Below are 23612 nucleotides of genomic sequence, written 5' to 3' on the forward strand. Positions count from 1 at the left end.
TAGGCTTGAGCCATGCCCGAAGGAGACACCGTCTTCCAGGCCGCGAAGCGGCTGCACACCGCGCTCGCGGGCCAGGTACTCACGCGCTTCGACCTGCGGGTGCCCCGGTTCGCGACGGCCGACCTCACCGGCCGTGCGGTGTTGGACGTCACCCCGCGCGGCAAGCACCTGCTGACCCGCGTCGAAGGCGGCCTCACCCTCCACTCGCACCTGCGGATGGACGGCTCCTGGAAGATCTACGCCCCGGGCGAGCGCTGGCGCGGCGGCCCCACCCACCAGATCCGCGCCGTCCTCGCCAACGAGCACCACGCGGCCGTGGGCTACCGCCTGCCGGTCCTCGAACTGCTGCGCACCACCGAGGAGTTCAAGGCCGTCGGCCACCTCGGCCCCGATCTGCTCGGCCCGGACTGGGACCCCGACAGGGCCCTGCGCAACCTCCGCGAGGACCCCGCCCGCCCCCTCGGCGAAGCCCTCCTGGACCAGCGCAACCTCGCCGGCATCGGCAACATCTACAAGTCCGAACTCTGCTTCCTCCTACGGGCCACCCCCTGGCTCCCGGTCGGCGAACTGCCGCCCGAAACAGCCGAGCACCTCCCTGCCCTCGCCAAGAAGCTCCTGGAAGCCAACCGCGACCGCCCCGCCCGCATCACCACCGGCCGCACCCGCCCCGACGAGCGCCTCTACGTCTACGGACGCACCCAGCGCCCCTGCCTGCGCTGCCGCACCCCCATCCGCACGGCGAACCAGGGCGACGGTTCCCGCGAACGCCCCACCTACTGGTGCCCCGCCTGCCAACCGGGCCCGGCCCCGTCCTAGCCCGGACACCCAACCCCCGCACGGCAATTGACGACCCGTCAGAAAAGCTCGTACGGTCCCTTCATGCCCGTCAAGGCGTACGACCTCACCGGACGCACCGCATTCGTCACCGGCGCGGCGAGCGGCATCGGCCGCGCCACGGCCGCCCTCCTCGCGGAGGCGGGTGCCACCGTGCACTGCGCCGACCGCGACGCACAGGGCCTGCACGAGACGGCGGCCCTCATCAAGGAGGCCGGCGGCACGGCCCACACCCACACCCTCGATGTGAGCGACCGCGCACAGATCACCGAGGCCGTCGCCACCGCGAGCGCCACCGGCCCGCTGCACATCATGGCCGCCATCGCCGGGATCATGCACAACAGCCCCGTCCTGGAGACCAGCGACGAGGACCTCGACCGCGTCCTCGCCATCAACTTCAAGGGCGTCCTGTACGCATGCCAGGCCGCGGCCCACACCATGATCGAGACCGGCACCCACGGCAGCATCGTCACCATGGCCTCGGGCGCCATCGACACCGGCGGCTCCGGCCTGTTCTGCTACGGCGCAGCCAAGGCGGCCGTCGTCCAGCTGACCAAGACCCTCGCGACGGAGGTCGGCCCGCACGGCATCCGCGTCAACGCGGTCGCGCCGGGCTGGATCCGTACGCCGATGACGACCCGCCACGACGAGAGCGCCCAGGCCCACACGGAGTCGCTGATGGTGCGGATGACCCCGCTCGGCCGGGTCGGCGCCCCGGACGACATCGCACACGCGGTACTGCACCTCGCCTCGGACGCCGCCGGGTTCACGACGGGCCAGATCCTCCGCCCGAACGGCGGCGTCGCCATGCCTTGGTGACCGCCGCACACCTGAAGCCCATGAAGCCCACGAAGCCCACGAAGCCATGAAGCTTTTGTAGCCCCCGTAGCCCCGAACCCCCTCGGGATCCATCCCAGACCAAACCAGACCAGACCAGACCAGAACCTCGCCCAGGCTCGACTCCAAAGACTCAGCCCCTCAAACTCAGCCCCTCAAGCCCCACCCGTCACTCATTCCCCACCGCACCCCGACCGCACCCCGACCGCGCCCCGCTCACCCAGACCGCCCCGACCCCTTGGAACCTCCCGACCGCCCCCGCCCGGACATCCGCCCCCAAACCCCGCCGACCCACCCCCACACCCCGGCCCCGACCTCCCGCCCCGCCCGAACGGCCCGCGCCCGCACCCGCCGCGCACCGTGGTGCCCCGGCGCCCCCGCGACACCGGCCGCCCGCGCCTTCGGCAGCGCGTGCACCGGCAACAGGCTCAGCCCCCAGCCACCGGCCGCGACCGCCCCCTCGAAAGCCCCCGCGTCCGGCGCGAAGGCCAGCCGCAGCACGCCCCACCACCACAGCGCCCCCAGCGCCACGGCCGGTATCCAGCGCAGCAGCCGTCGTGTCACCGACCGCTCACCTCCGCCCGTCACCGGCATCACACGGCATCACACCTCGACGCTAATCGGCTGCCCTCGACCTCGGCAGGGCGCACCGGGGGCGCGCCACACTCCCCGTGACGCGCCCCCGAACCTGTGCACAAGGCCGACCTCGACGTCGCGCCTCAGCCGCCGTTCTCGGCCTGGAACATCCAGTGGTGCTTCTCCAGATCGGCCGTGATGCCGATGAAGATGTCCTGGCTGACCGGGTCCGCGTCGCCCGTCGCCTCGATGCGCTCGCGCATCCGCGTGATGACCGAGCCGAGCGCCGCCACGAGCGTGGCCACTCCGTCCGTGTCCTTCACCCAGCCGTCGGCGACCGCACCGATGCCGCTCGTCGCGGCCACGGTCCCCGCCCGTCCGTCCGGCGGGACACCCAGCGTCGAGGCCCGCTCCGCCACCGTGTCGGAGTGCAGCCGAGCAGTGTCCACGACCTCGTCGAGCTGAAGATGCACCGACCGGAACCGGGGGCCGACCACGTTCCAGTGCACCTGCTTCGCCACGAGCGAGAGGTCCACGAGGTCCACGAGCGCGCCTTGCAGCGCCTCGGACACGGTCTTCAGGTCAGCATCGGACAGCGGGCTCTTCACGACGTACATCCGTCACCTCCGTATCGAAACCACCATCAACGATGGCACACATGCACTATTGCGGACACAGGAGCATCAAGCCGTGGACTTTTGGCCCCGGTCCGTACAGCAGAAAGCCCCGACCGGGTTCCCCGGTCGGGGCTTTCGCACACTTCGCGCTGGGCGCGGCCGCTATGCCGCTACGACGTCCACGGCCTCCGCCGGCGCCTTGATGGTCACCCGTTCCGGCGGGACGCCGGTCACGGAGACCGCATTGAGCATCGGACGAACCGGTGATGGCACCGGCTCCGACGGGACCGCTGCTGCCGACACAGCCAGCTCGGCGAGGGCGAGCTCGTCGCTCACCTCGCGCATCAACTCGGACATCCGTACGTCAAGCGCGTCGCAGATCGCGGAGAGCAGCTCGGAGGATGCCTCCTTCTGCCCCCGCTCCACCTCGGAGAGATAGCCGAGCGAGACTCGGGCGGACGAGGAGACTTCGCGCAGAGTACGGCCCTGGCGCTGGCGCTGCCGACGCAGCACGTCACCCAGCAGGCGACGGAGCAGAATCATCGGTGGCTCCCTCCTCGGACCGCGTAGCCGCATCCTTCACGCCCCACCGTACCGCCTCGTGCCGCGGCCGTGCGGGGAGCGATGTCGTGTTCACTCAGGGCTGCAAACATCAAAACCCCCCGTTCTGTTCCGTATCCTGTGCCCGCGCATTCTCAGTACGTTCGCCGAAATGCCCTCCGACCAGCTCTTCCACGAGCAGGTTGAGCACGCTCCGTACACTCTCCCTACGGATTTCCTCCCGGCCGCCGTTCAACCGCAGCTCGACCACTTTGCGGCTACCAGCGAAATTCCGTACACCCGTCGAAGCGGTGTTCCCGGGCCCTGCACAGGCCACGTAGACGGTGCCCACGGGCTGCCCGTCCTGCGGCTCGGGCCCGGCGACTCCGGTCGTGGCGATCCCCCAGTCGGCGCCGAGCGCCGCGCGCACACCGTCCGCCATCTGCAGCGCGACCTCGGGATGGACCGCGCCGTGGGCCGCCAGCAGACCGGCGTCGACACCGAGCACAAGGTGCTTGAGCTCCGTGGCGTACGCCGTCACGGAGCCGCGGAACGCCTTCGAGGCACCGGGGACGGACACCAGCTCCGCGGCCACGAGACCGCCGGTGAGCGACTCGGCGACGGCAAGGGTCTCCCCTCGCTCCGTCAACAGCCGCAACGCCCCGGCAGCCCCGTTCGTCACTTCTCAGCAGCCTCCGAAGCCGCCTGGGACGCGGCCGCGGCGGCCTGCGCCTCCGCCAGGCCCGCGCGCCGCAGGACGACCGCCTGTCGCACGTAGTCGAGCCCGGTCACCACGGTCAGTACGACGGCCACCGCCATCACCCAGAACCGGAAGGTGGCGAGCGGCCCGGTCAGCGCCAGCACGTACATGCCGACGGCGGTGCCCTGCGCGAGCGTCTTCAGCTTTCCGCCGCGGCTGGCCGGAATGACTCCGTACCGGATCACCACGAACCGCAGCAGCGTGATCCCGAGCTCACGCCCGAGGATCACGCCCGTCACCCACCAGGGCAGATCGCCCAGCGACGACAGACAGATCAGCGCCGCTCCCATGATCGCCTTGTCGGCGATGGGGTCGGCGATCTTCCCGAAGTCCGTGACCAGGTTGTACGTCCGCGCGAGATGACCGTCGAAGACGTCCGTGATCATGGCGACGGCGAACGCCGCCCAGGCCCACGCCCGCCACACCGGGTCGTACCCGCCGTCGGCGAGCATCAGCATCACGAATCCGGGCACGAGCAGCAGCCGGATCATGGTCAGGATGTTCGCGATGTTCCACAGGCTGGCCTGATTGACGGCCGCAGCGCCCAGCTTGCCGCCGGGCGCCGGCGCACCGGTCCCGCCCGTGGCGGATGCCGGGACTCCGGTCATCTGCCTGCCTCCTCGAGCCCGTCGAGCGGCTCGGCGACGAGGTCCACGCCCTCGGTGCCGACCACCTTTGCCTCGACGATACGGCCGATCGTCAGGCCCTCGCCGCCCGTGAGCCGCACCTGCCCGTCGGTCTCGGGCGCCTGGTGCGCACCCCGTCCGACGACCCCGTCCTCGGCGTCCACGGACTCGACGAGCACCTGCACGGTCTCGCCCACGCGCTCCTCGGCGCGCTGCGACACCAGCTGCTCGGCGAGGCGCGACACGCGCGCGAGGCGCTCGGCGACGACGTCCTCGGCGAGCTTGTTCTCGTACGTCGCCGCTTCCGTGCCCTCTTCGTCGGAGTACCCGAAGACGCCGACGGCGTCCAGGCGCGCCCCGTTCAGGAACCGCTCGAGCTCGGCCAGATCGGCGTCGCTCTCGCCCGGGAAGCCCACGATGAAGTTCGACCGGACGCCGGCCTGCGGCGCCTTGCTCCGAATGGTGTCGAGCAGCTCCAGGAACCGGTCGGTGTCACCGAAGCGCCGCATCGCGCGCAGCACGCCGGGCGCGGAGTGCTGGAAGGACAGGTCGAAGTACGGCACGACCTTCTCGGTACCGGTCAGTACGTCGATCAGGCCCGGCCGCATCTCGGCGGGCTGCAGGTAGCTGACGCGCACCCGCTCGATCCCGTCGACACCGGCCAGCTCGGGCAGCAGCGACTCGAGGAGCCTGATGTCGCCCAGGTCCTTGCCGTACGAGGTGTTGTTCTCGGAGACCAGCATGATCTCCTTGACGCCCTGCTCGGCGAGCCACCGCGTCTCGTTCAGGACGTCCGAGGGGCGGCGCGAGATGAACGAACCGCGGAACGACGGAATCGCGCAGAAGGAGCAGCGCCGGTCGCAGCCGGAGGCCAGCTTCACGGAGGCGACGGGCGCCCCGTCGAGCCGGCGCCGCAGCGGCGCGCGCGGCCCGGATGCGGGCGCGACACCTTCGGGCAGCTCGGGAACCTCCACGGGCGCATGCCCCGGCAGGGCGATCCCGGAGCCCGCCTCCTGGCGCTCGGCCGGGCTGATGGGCAGCAGCTTGCGCCGGTCACGAGGGGCGTGCGCCTCCACGCTGCCACCCGCGAGGATGGTCTGGAGGCGGCCGGAGATGTCCTCGTAGTCGTCGAAACCGAGCACACCGTCGGCCTCGGGCAGCGCGTCAGCCAGCTCCTTGCCGTACCGCTCGGCCATGCAGCCCACGGCCACGACGGCCTGCGTTCTCCCATGGCCCTTGAGGTCATTGGCTTCGAGGAGGGCGTCGACGGAGTCCTTCTTGGCGGCTTCGACGAAGCCACAGGTGTTCACGACGGCGACATCGGCGGACTCGGCGTCCTCGACGAGCTCCCAGCCGTCCGCCTCCAAGCGGCCTGCGAGCTCCTCCGAGTCCACCTCGTTACGAGCGCAGCCAAGGGTGACAAGTGCGACGGTACGGCGTTCGGGCATGGACTCAAGACTACTTCGTTCCACTGACAGCCCTCGCCGCGAGGGTTACCGAAGGATCGCGCAGGTCACCCGTCAGCCGACTTCGGGATCACCCTTCGTGTACGAGAGCCGCTCGACCTGGCCGGGCTGGAACTCGTCCTCGATCTGCTTGCCGTTCACGTACAGCTGGATCGCACCCGCGTCACCGAGGATCAGATCGATCTTCTGGTTGTCCTGGAACGTCTTCGACTGGCCCTTCTTGAGCAGCCCGTCGAAGATGGTCCGCCCGTTGTGGTCCTTCGCGGCGATCCAGCTGCGTCCGTCCGCCGCGTTGACCTGGACGGTGACCTTGTCCCGGGGAGCAGCCGCGATCGCGCTGTCGGACGGGTCCGGCTTCGGGTCGGCGGGCTTCTTGGTGGGAGTCGGCTTCGGTGCGGGCTTGCTGGTGGCGGGCGTGGCGCCCTCGGCGGCCTGCTGCTTGTCGCCGCCGTCGTCCCCGCCGTTCACCGCCGTGTAGCCCACGAAGGCGATGACCGCGACGATCGCGGCGACCATGGCGGCGGTCCAGTTGGGCCGGCGCGGCTCGGAGCGGATGCGCTCGGCCTCGAACAGCGGGGCGGCCGGCGTCGGCGCGGGCCGCCCGCCGTGCTCGGCGCCGTACTGCGCGAGCAGCGGCTCCGGGTCGACCCCCACGGCGCGCGCGAGGGTCCGGATGTGGCCACGCGCGTACACGTCGCCGCCACAGCGGGAGAAGTCGTCCTGCTCGATGGCGTGCACGATCGGGATGCGCACCCGGGTCGACTGGCTGATCTCGTCGACGGTCAGCCCCGCATCGATGCGTGCCTGCTGAAGGGCACGACCGATCGAGGGACGGTCGTCCGCGGGCGGGATGCGGTCTTCCGAAGGGCGGTCGTCTTCAGGGGAGTTGCCGATGGACACGGGGGCGCCTTTCGAGCGTGTAGCCACCTGCTGGAGGTTCAGTCTAGGGGGGGTGCGAAAGGGTGGGGCAACCGGGCGGTCGGACTTTGTACGCCATCAGTGCCATCTGGATGGCCCGACATCCAGATGGTGGGACAAGGAGCTGTCCCCTCCCTCAACTTGACGTACTCGTTGAGGAAACGGTTGCCCCGGATCCTCGTCCGAGTGACATCACCGGCGAGATTTCCTCACCCCTGAGCCTCCCCGCGGATCACCGCGAGCACTCCATCCAGTTCGTCCGGTTTCACCAGCACGTCGCGCGCCTTCGAGCCCTCGCTGGGGCCGACGATGCCGCGTGACTCCATGAGGTCCATCAGCCGCCCGGCCTTGGCGAAGCCCACCCGCAGCTTGCGCTGCAGCATGGAGGTCGACCCGAACTGCGTGGACACGACCAGCTCGGCCGCCGCGCACAGCAGCTCCAGGTCGTCGCCGATGTCCTCGTCGATCTCCTTCTTCTGCTTGGTGCCCACGACGACGTCTTCCCGGAAGACGGGGGCCATCTGGTCCTTGCAGTGCTGCACGACGGCGTGGATCTCGTCCTCGGTGACGAAGGCGCCCTGCATACGAGTCGGCTTGTTCGCGCCCATGGGCAGGTACAGGCCGTCGCCCTTGCCGATGAGCTTCTCGGCGCCGGGCTGGTCGAGGATGACGCGACTGTCGGCGAGCGAGGACGTGGCGAAGGCGAGACGCGAGGGGACGTTGGCCTTGATGAGGCCGGTGACGACGTCGACCGAGGGGCGCTGGGTGGCGAGCACCAGGTGGATGCCGGCCGCGCGCGCAAGCTGCGTGATGCGCACGATCGCGTCTTCCACGTCCCTCGGCGCCACCATCATCAGGTCGGCGAGCTCGTCGACGATCACCAGCAGATACGGGTACGGCTTCAGCTCCCGCTCGCTGCCCTCGGGCGTCTTGAGCTTGCCGTCCTTGATGGCCTGGTTGAAGTCGTCGATGTGCCGGTAGCCGAAGGCGGCGAGGTCGTCGTAGCGCAGGTCCATCTCGCGCACGACCCACTGGAGCGCCTCTGCGGCCCGCTTCGGGTTGGTGATGATCGGCGTGATGAGGTGCGGAATCCCCTCGTACGCCGTCAGCTCCACGCGCTTGGGGTCGACGAGGACCATCCGTACGTCGTCGGGGGTCGCCCGCACCATGATCGAAGTGATCAGGCAGTTGATGCAGGAGGACTTGCCGGAGCCGGTGGCACCGGCGACCAGGACGTGCGGCATCTTCGCCAGGTTCGACATCACGTAGCCGCCCTCGACGTCCTTGCCGAGCGCGACCAGCATCGGGTGGTCGTCCTCGGCCGCGTCCGCGAGGCGCAGCACGTCGCCGACGTTGACCATCTCGCGGTCGGTGTTCGGGATCTCGATGCCGACCGCGGACTTGCCGGGGATGGGGCTGATGATCCGGACGTCCGGGGATGCGACGGCGTACGCGATGTTCTTGGCGAGGGCCGTGATCTTCTCGACCTTCACGGCGGGGCCGAGCTCGACCTCGTAGCGGGTGACCGTCGGACCGCGGGTGAAGCCGGTGACGGCGGCGTCGACCTTGAACTCGGTGAAGACGTTCGAGAGCGAGTCGACGACGGCGTCGTTGGCGGCGCTGCGCGACTTGCCGGGCCCGCCCCGGGTGAGCAGGTCGAGCGACGGCAGCGCGTAGGTGATGTCCCCGGCGAGCTGGAGCTGCTCGGCGCGCGGCGGCAGGTCCCGCATCTGGTCCGGCGCGGACTTGGTCAGATCGGGCACGGCGAGCTTGGACGGGGTCGGCTCGGGCTCGGCGACGGGCGACTCGGCCTTCTTCGCGCGGGCGGTCGGCACGGGCGCCGTGCGCTCGGGCGCGGGCGCCTCTCCCGTACGCTCCCCGCGCTCGCGCTCGATGCCCACGCCCTGCGTGAGGTCGGCGACGAGCGGCGACGGCGGCATGCCGTGCAGGACGGCACCGTCGAGCGCGGCAGCGGCAGCAGCGGCCACGTCGACGGCGTCCATCGGCCGCTCCATGGCGGGCTGCACGGACGTGCGCCGGGGCCTGCGCCGCTTGGACAGCGCCTCTTGCTCGGCGTGGTCCGGGTCGTACGCCTCCGTGGCCGCGGGGCGCCGCCGCACGCGCGCGGGCGTGGCCTCGCGCCACTCCTCGTCGTACTCCCCCGCGACGGCCTCCTCGACGGGCGTGTCGTCCTGCAGGACGCCGAGCTTCACGCCGAGCAGGCGCAGCCGTTGCGGGATCGCGTTGACCGGCGTGGCCGTCACGACGAGCAGCCCGAAGACGGTGAGCAGGACGAGCAGCGGAACCGCGAGCACCTCGGTCATCGTGAAGCTCAGCGGTGTCGCGGCGGCCCAGCCGATCAGCCCGCCCGCGTCCCTTATGGCCTGCATGCCGTCGCTGCGCGCGGGCGAGCCGCACGCGATGTGGACCTGGCCGAGGACGCCGACGACGAGCGCGGACAGGCCGATGACGATGCGTCCGTTGGCCTCGGGCTTCTCGGGGTGCCGGATGAGGCGTACGGCGATGAGGCCCAGCAGTATCGGCACCAGCAGGTCGAGCCGGCCGAAGGCGCCGGTCACCAGCATCTCGACGAGGTCGCCGACCGGGCCGCGCAGATTGGACCAGGTGCCTGCCGCGCAGATCAGCGCGATGCCGAGCAGCAGCAGCGCCAGGCCGTCCTTGCGGTGCGCCGGGTCGAGCCCCTTCGCGCCACGCCCTATGCCGCGGAACATCGCCCCGACGCTGTGCGCGATGCCGAGCCACAGGGCGCGTACGAGCTTGTACAGGCCGCCTGTGGGGTTCGGCGCCGGCTTGGGTGCGGGCTTCGGCGCGGCCTTCTTGGCGGGCGCCTTCGCCGCACTCTTCTTCGCGGGGGCTTTTTTCGCAGGGGCCTTCTTCGCCGGAGCCTTGGTCGGCGCGGCCGCCTTTTTTGCGGGCGTCTTCTTGGCTGCGGGACGTGAGGCCATGGGTGTGAGGTTACCGGGGGAGACGACTGCGGACACGTGTGCCCAGTGCTTCACCCGTTTGTGTCGCGATCTGACGACGTGTGAGCTGACGCGGGCTCAAAGCCCGCGCCACGCTTCAGTTCTGGGACGGCAGGGACGGCGTACCGCTGCCCGTGCCGGGCTCCAGAGCGTCAAGAGCCCTGCGCAGACCGGTGAGTTTGCGCTCCAGGTGTGCGGCCGTGGCGACGGCCGCCGCGTCCGCCGACTCGTCGTCGAGCTGCTTGGACAGCGCCTCGGCCTGCTCCTCGACGGCGGCAAGACGGGCCGACAGCTCGGCGAGCAGCCCCGCGGGCTCCTTCGCGTCGCCGACGGACCTGCCGCCGCCCTCCAGCTGGAGCCGCAGCAGTGCGGCCTGCTCACGGAGTTGGCAGTTCTTCATGTACAGCTCGACGAAGACCGAGACCTTCGCGCGCAGCACCCACGGGTCGAACGGCTTCGAGATGTAGTCGACCGCACCGGCGGCGTATCCGCGGAACGTGTGGTGCGGACCGTGGTTGATCGCGGTGAGGAAGATGATCGGGATGTCCCGTGTCCGCTCGCGTCGCTTGATGTGCGCCGCGGTTTCGAAACCATCCATTCCCGGCATCTGGACGTCCAGCAGAATGACCGCGAAATCGTCCGTGAGCAGTGCTTTGAGCGCTTCCTCCCCGGACGATGCCCGCACCAGCGTCTGATCGAGCGCGGAGAGGATGGCCTCCAGCGCCAGCAGATTCTCCGGCCGGTCATCGACCAGGAGGATCTTGGCCTTCTGCACCATGGCCCGCCCTCCTCGCCCCGGCATGGGGCCGCCCCTGTCCGCAGGATTCGGGGAGGCTCCTTTCGCCGCCCCAGGGGACGACTCCCTTGCGCCGTCCGTCCTTGTGCCGGTCATCGTAGCCGCACCCCGCCTGTCGCCACACCCTGTCACCGAGATGTCACTGTGCACGTAGCAGAAACGCAGCAGGAGACCAGAAGGTTCCCCGGTTACCGCACTTCTACACGGCCGTGGCCACACTCAGTCAGCAACTCCGCGTGAATGTTTCGCCTTCCGGTCACTCACCGCGCATCCACTGCTCCATCACAGACAGCAGGTGGTCGGGATCCACCGGCTTCGTCACGTAGTCGGACGCACCGGACTCGATGGCCTTCTCCCGGTCGCCCTTCATGGCCTTCGCGGTGAGCGCGATGATCGGCAGCCCGGCGAACTGCGGCATCCTGCGGATCGCCGTCGTCGTCGCGTAACCGTCCATCTCCGGCATCATGATGTCCATCAGCACGACCGTCACATCGTCGTGCTGCTCCAGGACTTCGATGCCCTCGCGCCCGTTCTCCGCGTACAGGACCGAAAGGCCGTGCTGCTCAAGGACGCTCGTGAGCGCGAAGACGTTGCGGATGTCGTCGTCGACGATGAGCACCTTCTCGCCGCCGAAGTGGAACGAGCGCCGCACCTTGGGCGCGTTCTGCGCCTCGCCGTCGTCCCACTGCTCCTGCCCGGGCGTCGGCTGCCCGGGCAGGGCGGGCCGGTACTCGGATGCCGCGGCCCTGCGCCGGCGCCTGAAGAGCGCCGCAGGACCGTTCTGCGTCTCCTGGTACGACTTCACCTCCGCCGGGGTCTCCACCTCGGCGGGCGGCTCGGGCGCGGCGTCCAGGGCCAGCGGGCGCCCCGGTTCGACGGCCGGCGCGAGCTGCGCGTATCCCTGGGGCGGCAGTTCGCTCGGGTGCAGCGGCAGGTACAGCGTGAACGTGGAGCCGCGTCCGGGCTCGCTCGCCGCGTGGATCTCACCGCCCAACAGGCGGGCGATCTCGCGGCTGATGGACAGGCCGAGGCCCGTGCCGCCGTACTTGCGGCTGGTCGTGCCGTCGGCCTGCTTGAACGCCTCGAAGATGACGCGCATCTTGCTGGCCGCGATCCCGATGCCGGTGTCGGTCACCGAGAAGGCGATCAGATCCGCGTCCGCGTCCCGCAACGACCCTGCCTCCAGGAGCTGTTCACGGATCGCGTTCGGTACGTCGGTGCCGGCGGGCCGGATGACGAGCTCGACGGCTCCGGAGTCGGTGAACTTCACCGCGTTGGAGAGCAGGTTGCGCAGCACCTGAAGGAGGCGCTGTTCGTCGGTGTGCAAGGTGGTGGGCAGTTCCGGCGACACCCTTACGGAGAAGTCGAGTTGCTTCTCCGCGGTCAACGGCCGGAACGTGGCCTCTACGTAGTCGACGAGTTGCACGAGGGCGATGCGCGTCGGCGAGACGTCCATCTTGCCCGCCTCGACCTTCGACAGGTCCAGGATGTCGTTGATCAGCTGGAGCAGGTCGGAGCCCGCACCGTGGATCGTCTCGGCGAACTCGACCTGCTTGGGGGTGAGGTTCGCGTCGGCGTTGTCCGCCAGCAACTTGGCCAGGATGAGCAGCGAGTTGAGCGGCGTACGCAGCTCGTGCGACATGTTGGCGAGGAACTCGCTCTTGTAGCGCATCGACACGGCGAGCTGCTCGGCACGCTCCTCCAGGACCTGCCGCGCCTCTTCGATCTCGGTGTTCTTGACCTCGATGTCGCGGTTCTGCTGGGCGAGCAGTTCGGCCTTCTCCTCCAGCTCGGCGTTGGACGCCTGGAGGGCCTTCTGCCGGTTCTCCAACTCGGCCGAGCGCTCCCGGAGTTGCTCGGTCAGCTCCTGCGACTGCTTGAGCAGCACCTCGGTCTTGGTGTTCACGGAGATGGTGTTGACACTGGTCGCGATCATCTCCGCGATCTGCCCCAGGAAGTCCTTCTGGATCTGCGTGAACGGCGTGAAGGACGCCAGCTCGATCACGCCGAGCACCGTGCCCTCGAAGAGCACGGGGATCACGATGACCTGTGCGGGCGGCGCCTCGCCGAGCCCCGAGGCGATCTTCAGATAGCCGCTGGGCGCGTTGTCCACGAGGATCGTGCGCTTCTCCTGCGCGGCCGTCCCGATGAGCGTCTCGCCGGGCCTGAAGGACGTCGGCATGGAGCCCATGGAGTAGCCGTAACTGCCCAGCATGCGTAGCTCGTACGCATTCTCGTCCGCGGCACCGGCATCGGCGCCGTCGTCCAGGGGCAGCGCCATGAAGAACGCGCCGTGCTGCGCGGAGACCACCGGCGTCAGCTCGCTCATGATGAGGGAGGCCACGTCGTCGAGGTCGCGGCGGCCCTGGAGCAGACCCGAGATGCGCGCCAGGTTGCCCTTGAGCCAGTCCTGCTCCTCGTTGGCGATCGTGGTGTCGCGCAGGTTCGAGATCATCTTGTTGATGTTGTCCTGCAAGACCTGGATCTCGCCCGCCGCGTCGACGTCGATCTTGAGGTTGAGGTCGCCGCGGGTCACCGCGGTGGCGACAGCCGCGATGGCGCGCACCTGACGGGTCAGGTTTCCGGCCATCTCGTTCACGGACTCGGTCAGGTCGCGCCACGTGCCGTCGACGTCACGCACGCGTGCCTGTCCGCCCAACTGGCCTTCCGTGCCCACCTCTCGGGCGACCCGGGTGACCTGGTCGGCGAACGACGACAGCTGGTCGACCATCGTGTTGATCGTCGTCTTGAGCTCGAGGATCTCGCCGCGCGCGTCGATGTCGATCTTCTTGGTCAGGTCGCCCTTGGCGATGGCGGTCGTCACCATCGCGATGTTGCGCACCTGGCCGGTGAGGTTCGAGGCCATGCCGTTCACGGACTCGGTGAGGTCCTTCCACGTGCCGGCGACGCCGGGGACGCGGGCCTGACCGCCGAGGATGCCGTCCGTGCCCACCTCGCGGGCCACCTTGGTGACCTGGTCGGCGAACGAACTCAGCGTCTTCACCATCGTGTTGAACGTGTCGGCGAGCTGCGCGACCTCGCCGCGCGCCTCGATGGTGACCGTACGGGTCAGGTCGCCGTTGGCCACGGCGTTGGCGACCTGGGAGATGTTGCGCACCTGCATGGTCAGGTTGTTGGCCATCAGGTTGACGTTGTCGCTCAGGTCCTTCCAGATGCCGGTGACGCCCGGAACCCTTGCCTGACCGCCCAGTTGACCCTCGGTACCCACCTCGCGGGCCACCCGGGTCACCTGCTCGGCGAACGACGACAGCTGGTCCACCATCGTGTTCACGGTGGTGACGAGTTCGAGGATCTCGCCCTTGGCGTCGACGGTGATCTTCTTGGACAGGTCGCCCTTGGCGACGGCCGTGGTGACCTCGGCGATGTTGCGCACCTGAAGGGTCAGGTTATTGGCCATGCCGTTCACGGACTGCGTCAGGTCCTTCCACGTACCCGACACACCCTGCACCTCGGCCTGACCGCCGAGGATGCCGTCCGTACCCACCTCGCGGGCCACCCGCGTCACCTGCTCGGCGAAGGCCGACAGCTGGTCCACCATCGTGTTGAGGGTGTTCTTCAGCTCGAGGATCTCGCCGCGCGCGTCCACGTCGATCTTCTGCGACAGGTCACCGCGGGCCACCGCGGTCGCGACCTGCGCGATGTTGCGCACCTGCGCCGTGAGGTTGCCGGCCATGCCGTTCACGGAGTCGGTCAGATCGCGCCACACACCGGCGACGCCGGGCACCTGCGCCTGACCGCCCAGGCGGCCTTCCGTGCCCACCTCGCGGGCCACCCGGGTCACCTGGTCGGCGAAGGCGGAGAGCTGGTCGACCATCGTGTTGATGGTGTTCTTCAGCTCCAGGATCTCGCCGCGCGCATCCACGTCGATCTTCTGCGACAGGTCACCGCGCGCCACGGCCGTGGTGACCTGAGCGATCTGCCGCACCTGTGAAGTCAGGTTCCCGGCCATGAAGTTGACGGAGTCGGTGAGCTCCTTCCACGTACCGCTCACACCGTCCACACGGGCCTGACCGCCGAGGCGGCCCTCCGTGCCCACGTCACGCGCCATACGGGTCACCTGGTCGGCGAAGCTCGACAGCTGGTCCACCATCGTGTTCACGGTGTTCTTCAGCTGGAGCATCTCGCCGGACACGTCGACGGTGACCTTCTGCGACAGGTCACCGTTGGCCACCGCCGTCGTCACCTGCGCGATGTTGCGCACCTGACCGGTGAGGTTCCGGAAAGCCGTGTTCACGGAGTCCGTGAGGTCCTTCCACGTCCCGGCCGCCCCCGGCACCAGTGCCTGGCCGCCCAGTTCACCCTCGACACCGACCTCGCGCGCCACACGCGTGACTTCGGAGCCGAAGGCCGACAGCTGGTCGACCATCGTGTTGACGGTGTTCTTCAGCTCCAGCATTTCACCGGCGACATCGACGGTGACCTTCTGCGACAGGTCACCGCTGGCCACCGCCGTCGTGACAGTGGCGATGTCACGCACCTGAGTCGTCAGGTTCCGGAAGACCGTGTTGACGGAGTCCGTGAGGTCCTTCCACGTCCCGGCCGCCCCCGGCACATTGGCCTGGCCGCCGAGCTGCCCCTCGGCGCCCACCTCGTTGGCGACGCGGGTGACCTCGTCCGCGAACGTGCGCAGCGTCTCGGTCATCTGGTTGATCGTCTCGGCGAGCTGAGCGACCTCGCCACGCGCCGACACGGTGACCTTCTGCGAGAGGTCACCGTTCGCTACAGCTGTAGTGACCTGAGCGATCCCCCGCACCTGGGCCGTCAGGTTGCCGGCCATGAGGTTCACCGAATCGGTGAGGTCCTTCCACACGCCGGCCACACCGGGCACCTGCGCCTGCCCGCCGAGCTCACCTTCCGTACCCACCTCGCGGGCCACACGCGTGACCTCGGACGAGAAGGACGACAGCTGGTCCACCATCGTGTTCACGGTGTTCTTCAGCTCGAGCATCTCGCCCGCGACGTGAACCGTGACCTTCCGGGACAAGTCACCCTTCGCCACTGCCGTGGTGACGAGAGCAATGTCACGCACCTGAGCGGTGAGCCGGTACGCCATCGTGTTGACGGAATCCGTGAGGTCTTTCCACGAACCGGACATTCCGCGTACGCGCGCCTGCCCGCCCAGCTTGCCCTCGGTACCGACCTCGCTGGCCACGCGCGTGACCTCGTCCGTGAAGGTGGACAACTGGTCGACCAGGTTGTTGACCGTCCGCCCGACCTTCAGGAACTCGCCGCGCAGCGGATGCCCCGCCCCCTCCGGCACCTGGGCGCGCAGTTCCATCCGCGGCGACAGATCGCCCTCGGCGACCGCCGTGAGCACCCTGCCGACCTCGGAGACGGGTCGTACGAGATCGTCCACGAGGGCGTTCGACGCGTTGATGGCGGAGGCCCAGGAGCCCTCGCAGGCGCCCGTCTCCAGGCGCTCGGTGAGCTTGCCCTCCCGGCCGACCATGCGCCGCACCCGCGACAACTCGCCGGTCAGGTGCAGATTGCGGTCCGCCACCTCGTTGAAGACGGCCGCGATCTCCGACATCACGCCGTCGCCGTTGACCGTGAGCCGCTTGCGGAAGTTGCCGTCCCGCATCGCGACGAGACCCGCCAGCAGCCTGTTCAGCGCTGCGGTGTCCACCGTAGTGGTGCCGTTTCGCGACTTGTGCTGTTTGGAAAGGGACTGCCCGGACTGTCCGCCTTCCGCGCGCGCTTTCCTGCCCCGCGTCGCTGCGCCAGACTCCACTGTGTCCCTCCCGCAAGGGTCGACCGGTACTGCTCGGGTTGCTCGGGTTCGCTTCTACCGCCGCATCGGCTACTCAATGCGTTCTTCCCAGGAAGCTTGCCCAGTGTTTCACCATGGCTGAACCCGGCCATAACAGTTCGGCAGCTTCGCACACCGTCCGCACACCCTCCGGGCGGAAACACTGACGACCGGCATCCGCATGGACGGCGAAGGTAAGTAACCTTGGCAGCGGCTGTCCACCCACCCGGTCCGCCCGGCCTGGGCGGTGGCGGAAAACGAGCGGGCTATCGAGCAGGCATTCGGAGGGGCGGCCGAGACATGGGTACGGGAGACCTGGGCCTCGACACTCGTACAGCGAGTACAGCAAGTACGACTCGTACAGGGAGTTCTGTGATCACCGCGCGCGCGGCTGCGACCTTCGACCCCGTCGGGCGATCCGTCGCGACCGCCCGCTCCTTCGTGCGCGACACGCTCCAGGGGTGGGGCCACGCCGACATCATCGACGATGCGGTGGTCCTGACCAGCGAACTCGTGACGAATGCCGTGGTTCACGCGGGCACATCCGCGGAGGTTCTGTGCCTGCGCAGTGACGACCACGTCCGCATCGAGGTCTCCGACCGCTATCCGGAGCGAGAGATCCCGCTTCAGTCGGCCGCGATCAACATGGGCAGCCCCGACCGCGAGGGCGGCCGCGGACTCCAGCTCTGTGCGGCGCTCGCGGGCCGCTGGGGTGTGGACTATTCGGCCACGCACAAGCAGGTCTGGTTCCAACTCGACCTCCCCGAGCGCTCGGTGGGCACCCGCTCCGCGGGCCCTGCCCTCCCCACGGAGCTCCTCCCCCTCGCCGACGAGCGGGTCCGCGTAGCCGTCGTACAGATCGACAAGACCGGCGCGATCACGTCGTGGAACGAGGACGCGGACCACCTCTTCGGCTACGCGCCGGAGCAGGTCATCGGCAAGCCCCTCACCGACCTGGCCGCGTGGCCGCACACCCCGGGCACCAGCACGGGCATCGTCGACGCGCTCCAACTCTCGCGCTGGGAGGGCAGTTACGGCATCCGCAGCGCGAGCGGCCGCGTGACCCCGGTGTACGCCTCGCATCTGCGCGTGCGCGACACGGACGGCGATCCGTCAACCGTCTGCCTCCTCGTACGCGACCACGAGCGCGCGGTGCTCCAGACCCCGGTCCGCGTCCCCTCCCCCGACAGCGGAACCCACTCCGACAGCCAGGGCGCCGACGCCTTCGAGGGCTTCATCGGCACCCCGGCCCCCGACGATCTCGACGGTCTGCTGCAGCGCACGGTGGAGCGCGCCCGCGACATGCTCGACGGCGACTCGGCGTTCCTGCTCCTGGCCACGGACGACGAGACGGAGCTGGAGGTCCGCGCCTCCACCGGCCTGCCCTCCGCCCGCCAGCGCTTCGCCCGCGTCCCGGTCGAGGTCGGGCCCGGCCGCTACGGCTCCGCGCGCATGCCGGCCGTCCACGAGGACCTGACCCAAGTCCCGGGCGCCGTCCCCTTGTTGAGCGGCACGGGCATGCGCTCGGTCGTCACGGTCCCACTGAAGGTCGAGGGCCGCCTGACCGGCTCCCTCGGCGTCGCGGCGGAGTCCCCCGACCGCTACTCGAACGAGGAGGCCCTGCGCCTCCAGTTCGCCGCCGACCGCATCGCGATGGCCGTGGAGTCGGCCCGCCTCGGCGAGCTCGAGAAGCTCCGCCGTGGCTCCCTCAGCTTCCTCGTCGAGGCCTCCGACCTGCTGGCCGGCACCCTCGACCGCGACCAGACGCTGGCCCTCATGGCCCAGATGACGGTCCCGACCCTCGCCACGTGGTGCGCGGTCTACATGATCGCCGACCAGGCCTCGGAGCCGTACCTCTCCTACGTCCTGCACGAGGACGAGGACCGCATCGACGGCCTCAAAGCCCTGCTCTCCAAGATCGCCCCACCGGACCCGGTGCCGACCCCGGGCGCCCGCGTCTGGCCGGCCCCGGCCGAAGCGGCCCACCAGGCAGCGCTCCGTACGTCGATGAGGAGCCTGGGTCTGAACGAGCCGACCAATCTCACCTCGGGCATCGGCACCACGCTCGCCACGGCCTCCGCGGTCGGCGGCGAGACGGTCGTCCTCCCGCTGGTCGCCCGCAACCGTGTCATCGGCATGCTGACCCTCGGCAAGCCCACGGACGAGCACTTCCGCCAGGAAATCCTCGAACTGGCCGAGGACTTGAGCCGCCGAGCGGCCCTCGCCCTCGACAACGCCCGCCTGTACTCGGAGCGCATGGCGATCAGCCAGTCCCTCCAGCGCAGCCTCCTGCCGCCCGAGCTCCCGGACGTCCCCGGTGTCGAGGTCGAGGTCATCTACCGAGCGGCCGGCGAAGGCAACGAGGTGGGCGGCGACTTCTACGACCTCTTCCCGATCCGCGACGGCGCGTACGGCTTCGCGATCGGCGACGTCTGCGGCACGGGTCCGGAGGCGGCGGCCGTCACCGGCCTGGCCCGCCACGCCCTGCGCCTGCTCGCCCGCGAGGGCTTCGGCGGCCCGGCGGTCCTGGAGCGCCTGAACGCGGCGATCCTCGACGAGGGCGCCCGCAGTCGCTTCCTCACGCTCCTGTACGGGGAGTTGTGGCCGCAGGAGGACGGCTCGGCGGTCCTCAAGATGGTCTGCGCCGGCCACCCCCTCCCGCTCCGCCTGCAGCAGAACGGCACGGTGGAGCCGTACGCGGAACCGCAGCCGCTGCTCGGCGTCATGGACGACCTCGAGCTGTACGAGCAGACGATGACGCTCGACCCCGGCGACGTCCTGCTCTGCGTCACGGACGGCATCACGGAGCGCCGCGAGGGCACGCGCATGCTCGGCGACGACGGCCTGGCCGAAGTCCTGTCGGGGTGTACGGGCCTGACGGCCGGTGCGGTCGCCGCTCGCATCATGCGCGCGGTCGAGCGCTTCGCCGCGGACGCCCCGTCGGACGACATGGCGATCCTCGCGATGCGCGTCCCCGGCATCCACCACGACTGACGGCGGGCCGGGGAGAGGAAAGCGGGGGCAACAAAAAAAGGCCCCCGCCCGATCAGGGCGAGAGCCTCAATTCAAGAGCCCCCAAGCGGAATCGAACCGCTGACCTTCTCCTTACCATGGAGACGCTCTACCGACTGAGCTATAGGGGCCTGTCGCTTTCGAGGTTTCCCTCGCGGCAACGAAATAGATCATACCCGAAGTTCAGGCCCTCTCGAAACGCCCTTCGCCCCGCTGCCTAGTACTCCAGCCGTAGATCGTGATCTTCATGTCTGATTCGCGGCTTGTCGGCGGTAATGGCTGGCCTGCGCTCGGGCCTGGTGGCGGCGGCGCCAGGCGGACCAGCGGAGTCGGTGGGCTGCATGGTGCACTGGCCGGACGATCAGCGTCGTAAACAGTCGCTGGATCTCGTTGCAGGTGAGCGGGATCAGCTCGCCCGGGGCGGGATGGCGGGCGTGTTCGTCGGCGCGGACGACGGCGAGGAAGGCGTGAGCGAGCATGGCGAGGGTGACCCAGCGGGACCAGGAGGTATAGCGGCGAACCTGGTGCTCGTCGAGTGCGGCCAGGCCCTTTCCGGATTGGAAGAACTCCTCCACCCGCCATCTTGATCCAGCGCCTCTGACCAGCACGACCAACGGCACGGACGCGGGCGAGTAGCAGCGGTAGTAGGCGAGTTCACCGGTGCTGCGGTTACGGCGGATCAGCAGCTGACGACTCCCGGGGCGGGGGTCGGCGAGGTCGATGACTGCCCAGTTGTAGAAGCGGTGCCCCTTGGCCCCGGCCCCTGCCGATAGCTTCTGCCAGGCCCGCTTGGGCACCTTCTTGGACAAGATGTCCGCACGGAACTTCCCCGCACCGGTGGTGACTTCGTGCGAGCAGGCCACCGCGAGGACGTAGCCGGTGCCACGTTCCTCCAGTGCGGTTCGCAGCTTCGGGTTGCCGCCGTAGACCTCGTCCCCCGCCACCCAGGCAGCCTGATGGCCGGCGTCCAGGAACCGGGCGACCATACGAGTGGCCAGCTCCGGCTTGGTCGCGAAGACGGTGTCCTCGTCCAGACCCGCAGCCCGGCAGCGGTCGGGGTCCAAGGTCCAGGAGCGCGGAACGTAGAGTTCCCGGTCCACGGCGGCGTGGCCGCGCTGACCTGCGTAGACCAGATAGACAGCGACTTAGGAGTTCTCAATCCTGCCGGCGGTGCCGGTGTACTGGCGCTGCACCCCGACCGTGCTGGTGCCCTTCTTCACGTCCCCGGTCTCGTCGACCACCAGTACCGCCCGGTCGTCGTTCAGATGCTCCACCACGTACTCCCGTACGTCATCGCGTACCGCATCGGCATCCCACTTGGCCCGGCCCAACAGGTGCTGCATTCCGTCCGGAGTGGTCTCGCCGGCCCACTCCGCGATTGTCCAGCAGTTCTTGCGTGGCAGGTCGGCCAATAGACCGAGCACCAACCGCGCCGCCCTGCGCCGGGGTTCGACCCGCGCGAAGCGCCCCGCGATCCGGCCCATCAGACCCTCGAACGCGTCCCGCCAACGGGCGGGTTCTATGCTGTGACCTGCGGCCACCGTCTCTTCGTCAGTCCACACAACTCACGATGATCAACGGTGGCCGCAGCCGTCTTATCGTCGGCCCTGACCAGCCAACATTACGATCTGTGCCTGGAGTAGGCGGCGGTCGAACGGGCGACGCAGGCGCGCCGTCCCGTATCAGGAGGACATATGCGACGTGGCGAAGTCTGGTGGGCAGATTTCAACGAGCAGCGGGCAGTCGTACTGCTATCGGGAGAAGAGGCGTCCGGTTTCTTGGCGATGCAGGTCGTCGCTCCCGCGGGCACCGATCTCAGCGGCGTGGCCGTTGAGGTGGCAGTAGGTGCCCCCGAAGGACTGCCTCTCGAAGGCGTCCTGAGAGTCGCACTTCCACGTCCCGACCTCATCCCTTGCACTTGGCTGGTCACCCTGGCCAGGGAAGACCTGATCGGGCAGGCGGGCGTCCTGCCGTCCGCGAAGCTCAGCGAGATCGAGGATGCCCTTCGTCTCGGTGGACTCAAGTAGGCAGAGAGGGATGGACGCCGCCGATGGCGCGGCCGGTCTCGTCGAGATGGTCAATGGTGGCCGCGTCATATCAGCGGCGCCCCCACTCACAAGATCACGATCTACGGCTGGAGTACTAGAAGGCCGGCTGGAGCAATCCCCCGAGCGCATTGCAGGCCGACACGACCCGCTGCAACTGCCTGCGCGACATGCCCGCGTCGAGCGGCAGCGCCAACGTCTCGTCGGCTGCCCGCTCGGTCTCGGGCAGTACCGCATCGCAACGGAACTCCGGCAGCCGGTGCACGGGCGTCTTCACCGGCACCTGACACCCAACTCCCTTGCCCCGCAGCACCCGAGCGAAGGCGTCCCGATCGGGACGCCCGTTCCCCGGCACACGCACGACATACTGCTGGTAGGTGTGCTGCTCATGCCCGACCGGCGTCCGCACCCCGCTCAACCGCCCACTCAAGTAGGCGGCGTGAGCCCGCCGTTGAGCCACGTCTCCGTGTGGCTTCATGGACTCGCCCTGTTCGAGAACCAACAGCCCACGCCGACGCCCGAGCTCCCGCAACCGTACGACGTCAGCCCGCTGCCCGAAGCGGTGGACGGCGACGACGGCCGCGGTACGCTCACCCACCTGTTCGGCCACGGACGTGGGATCGATGCAGTACGTATCGGGGTCGATGTCCGCAAAGACAGGGGCCGCACCGGCCCGCACAACAGCCTCGGCGGCCTCGGCATCGCCATAGGCCGGCACGATCACTTCGTCTCCGACACCGACACCCGCGGCCTGCAGCATTGCAACTGTGCCCATGGCCAGGATCGTGGTCGCAGAACGTGAACGACAAGTGACGCACAACAAAAAAGCCTCTGGCCCCGAGCAAAATGCTCGGGGCCAGAGGCTTTTATCAAAAATAGTTCGGCGGCGTCCTACTCTCCCACAGGGTCCCCCCTGCAGTACCATCGGCGCTGTAAGGCTTAGCTTCCGGGTTCGGAATGTAACCGGGCGTTTCCCTCACGCTATGACCACCGAAACACTATGAAACTGTCAACCGGAGTCGTGGCCTATGACTACGACGGTTGTTCGTGGTTTCAGAACCAACACAGTGGACGCGAGCAACTGAGGACAAGCCCTCGGCCTATTAGTACCAGTCACCTCCACCCGTTACCGGGCTTCCAGATCTGGCCTATCAACCCAGTCGTCTACTGGGAGCCTTAACCCCTCAAAGGGGGTGGGAGTCCTCATCTTGAAGCAGGCTTCCCGCTTAGATGCTTTCAGCGGTTATCCTTTCCGAACGTAGCCAACCAGCCATGCCCTTGGCAGGACAACTGGCACACCAGAGGTTCGTCCGTCCCGGTCCTCTCGTACTAGGGACAGCCCTTCTCAAGACTCCTACGCGCACAGCGGATAGGGACCGAACTGTCTCACGACGTTCTAAACCCAGCTCGCGTACCGCTTTAATGGGCGAACAGCCCAACCCTTGGGACCGACTCCAGCCCCAGGATGCGACGAGCCGACATCGAGGTGCCAAACCATCCCGTCGATATGGACTCTTGGGGAAGATCAGCCTGTTATCCCCGGGGTACCTTTTATCCGTTGAGCGACGGCGCTTCCACAAGCCACCGCCGGATCACTAGTCCCGACTTTCGTCCCTGCTCGACCCGTCGGTCTCACAGTCAAGCTCCCTTGTGCACTTACACTCAACACCTGATTACCAACCAGGCTGAGGGAACCTTTGGGCGCCTCCGTTACTCTTTGGGAGGCAACCGCCCCAGTTAAACTACCCATCAGACACTGTCCCTGATCCGGATCACGGACCCAGGTTAGACATCCAGCACGACCAGAGTGGTATTTCAACGACGACTCCCC

15 protein-coding genes, 1 tRNA gene, 2 rRNA genes and 1 pseudogene are annotated in these 23612 nt (G+C 68.7%); 4 read left to right on the forward strand and 15 right to left on the reverse strand.

Features of this window, described 5'->3' with window-relative positions:
- Positions 1–12: 12 nt before the first annotated feature.
- Complete coding sequence (locus ACIBUY_RS08300) at positions 13–816, forward strand: DNA-formamidopyrimidine glycosylase family protein (protein WP_365575947.1); 804 nt, start codon at positions 13–15, stop codon at positions 814–816.
- Between the two features lie 63 nt (positions 817–879).
- Positions 880–1653: an SDR family NAD(P)-dependent oxidoreductase gene (locus ACIBUY_RS08305; RefSeq protein ID WP_365575945.1), complete on the forward strand. Its 774-nt coding sequence runs from the start codon at positions 880–882 to the stop codon at positions 1651–1653.
- A 234-nt stretch (positions 1654–1887) separates the two neighbouring features.
- Here ACIBUY_RS08305 and ACIBUY_RS08310 read toward each other — a convergent pair whose 3' ends face one another.
- From ACIBUY_RS08310 to ACIBUY_RS08355, 10 genes are all read right to left on the reverse strand, one after another.
- Complete coding sequence (locus ACIBUY_RS08310; RefSeq protein ID WP_365575943.1) at positions 1888–2235, reverse strand: hypothetical protein; 348 nt, start codon at positions 2233–2235, stop codon at positions 1888–1890.
- A gap of 155 nt (positions 2236–2390) precedes the next feature.
- Entirely contained in the window at positions 2391–2864 is a 474-nt protein-coding gene (locus ACIBUY_RS08315; RefSeq protein WP_365575941.1) for a DNA starvation/stationary phase protection protein, read from the reverse strand.
- Positions 2865–3026: 162 nt separating this feature from the next.
- Entirely contained in the window at positions 3027–3407 is a 381-nt protein-coding gene (locus tag ACIBUY_RS08320) for a helix-turn-helix domain-containing protein (protein WP_164301602.1), read from the reverse strand.
- Between the two features lie 109 nt (positions 3408–3516).
- Entirely contained in the window at positions 3517–4086 is a 570-nt protein-coding gene (locus ACIBUY_RS08325; RefSeq protein WP_365575939.1) for a CinA family protein, read from the reverse strand.
- Positions 4083–4772 carry a CDP-diacylglycerol--glycerol-3-phosphate 3-phosphatidyltransferase gene (pgsA, locus tag ACIBUY_RS08330; RefSeq protein WP_365575938.1) on the reverse strand — a complete coding sequence of 230 codons (690 nt, stop codon included), beginning with the start codon at positions 4770–4772 and terminating at the stop codon, positions 4083–4085. Before pgsA ends, ACIBUY_RS08325 begins: the two co-directional genes overlap by 4 nt.
- The gene (gene rimO / locus ACIBUY_RS08335) at positions 4769–6238 is read right to left on the reverse strand and encodes a 30S ribosomal protein S12 methylthiotransferase RimO (RefSeq protein ID WP_365575936.1); all 1470 of its coding nucleotides are present in this window, start codon (positions 6236–6238) and stop codon (positions 4769–4771) included. Before rimO ends, pgsA begins: the two co-directional genes overlap by 4 nt.
- 72 nt (positions 6239–6310) lie before the next feature.
- Positions 6311–7156, reverse strand: a complete 846-nt coding sequence (locus tag ACIBUY_RS08340) for a RodZ domain-containing protein (protein WP_365575934.1) — start codon at positions 7154–7156, stop codon at positions 6311–6313.
- A gap of 227 nt (positions 7157–7383) precedes the next feature.
- A complete protein-coding gene (locus tag ACIBUY_RS08345) occupies positions 7384–10140 on the reverse strand; it encodes a DNA translocase FtsK (RefSeq protein WP_365575932.1) in 2757 nt (918 codons plus the stop codon).
- Between the two features lie 115 nt (positions 10141–10255).
- The gene (locus ACIBUY_RS08350; protein ID WP_365575930.1) at positions 10256–10936 is read right to left on the reverse strand and encodes a response regulator; all 681 of its coding nucleotides are present in this window, start codon (positions 10934–10936) and stop codon (positions 10256–10258) included.
- Between the two features lie 274 nt (positions 10937–11210).
- Complete coding sequence (locus tag ACIBUY_RS08355; RefSeq protein WP_365575928.1) at positions 11211–16706, reverse strand: HAMP domain-containing protein; 5496 nt, start codon at positions 16704–16706, stop codon at positions 11211–11213.
- Between the two features lie 390 nt (positions 16707–17096).
- Between ACIBUY_RS08355 and ACIBUY_RS08360 the strand changes: the two genes are divergently transcribed.
- Positions 17097–19718, forward strand: coding sequence for a SpoIIE family protein phosphatase (locus ACIBUY_RS08360; protein ID WP_365575926.1), 2622 nt, complete (start codon positions 17097–17099; stop codon positions 19716–19718).
- A 76-nt stretch (positions 19719–19794) separates the two neighbouring features.
- On the opposite strand, the gene ACIBUY_RS08365 is transcribed toward ACIBUY_RS08360, so the two are convergent.
- Positions 19795–19867 (reverse strand) — tRNA-Thr (locus ACIBUY_RS08365).
- 114 nt (positions 19868–19981) lie between these two features.
- A pseudogene (locus ACIBUY_RS08370) lies at positions 19982–21220 on the reverse strand (IS701 family transposase).
- Between the two features lie 210 nt (positions 21221–21430).
- Between ACIBUY_RS08370 and ACIBUY_RS08375 the strand changes: the two are divergent.
- Positions 21431–21763, forward strand: a complete 333-nt coding sequence (locus ACIBUY_RS08375) for a type II toxin-antitoxin system PemK/MazF family toxin (protein ID WP_079076564.1) — start codon at positions 21431–21433, stop codon at positions 21761–21763.
- Between the two features lie 115 nt (positions 21764–21878).
- On the opposite strand, the gene ACIBUY_RS08380 is transcribed toward ACIBUY_RS08375, so the two are convergent.
- The 3 genes from ACIBUY_RS08380 to ACIBUY_RS08390 all read right to left on the reverse strand — a co-directional run.
- Positions 21879–22541, reverse strand: a complete 663-nt coding sequence (locus ACIBUY_RS08380) for a DegT/DnrJ/EryC1/StrS family aminotransferase (protein WP_399152168.1) — start codon at positions 22539–22541, stop codon at positions 21879–21881.
- A gap of 118 nt (positions 22542–22659) precedes the next feature.
- Positions 22660–22776, reverse strand: a 5S ribosomal RNA gene (gene rrf, locus ACIBUY_RS08385).
- 88 nt (positions 22777–22864) lie between these two features.
- Positions 22865–23612 (reverse strand): 23S ribosomal RNA (locus tag ACIBUY_RS08390); the annotation flags it as partial.

The sequence above is a fragment of the Streptomyces sp. NPDC050085 genome (assembly GCF_044460595.1).
Classification (GTDB): Bacteria; Actinomycetota; Actinomycetes; order Streptomycetales; family Streptomycetaceae; genus Streptomyces.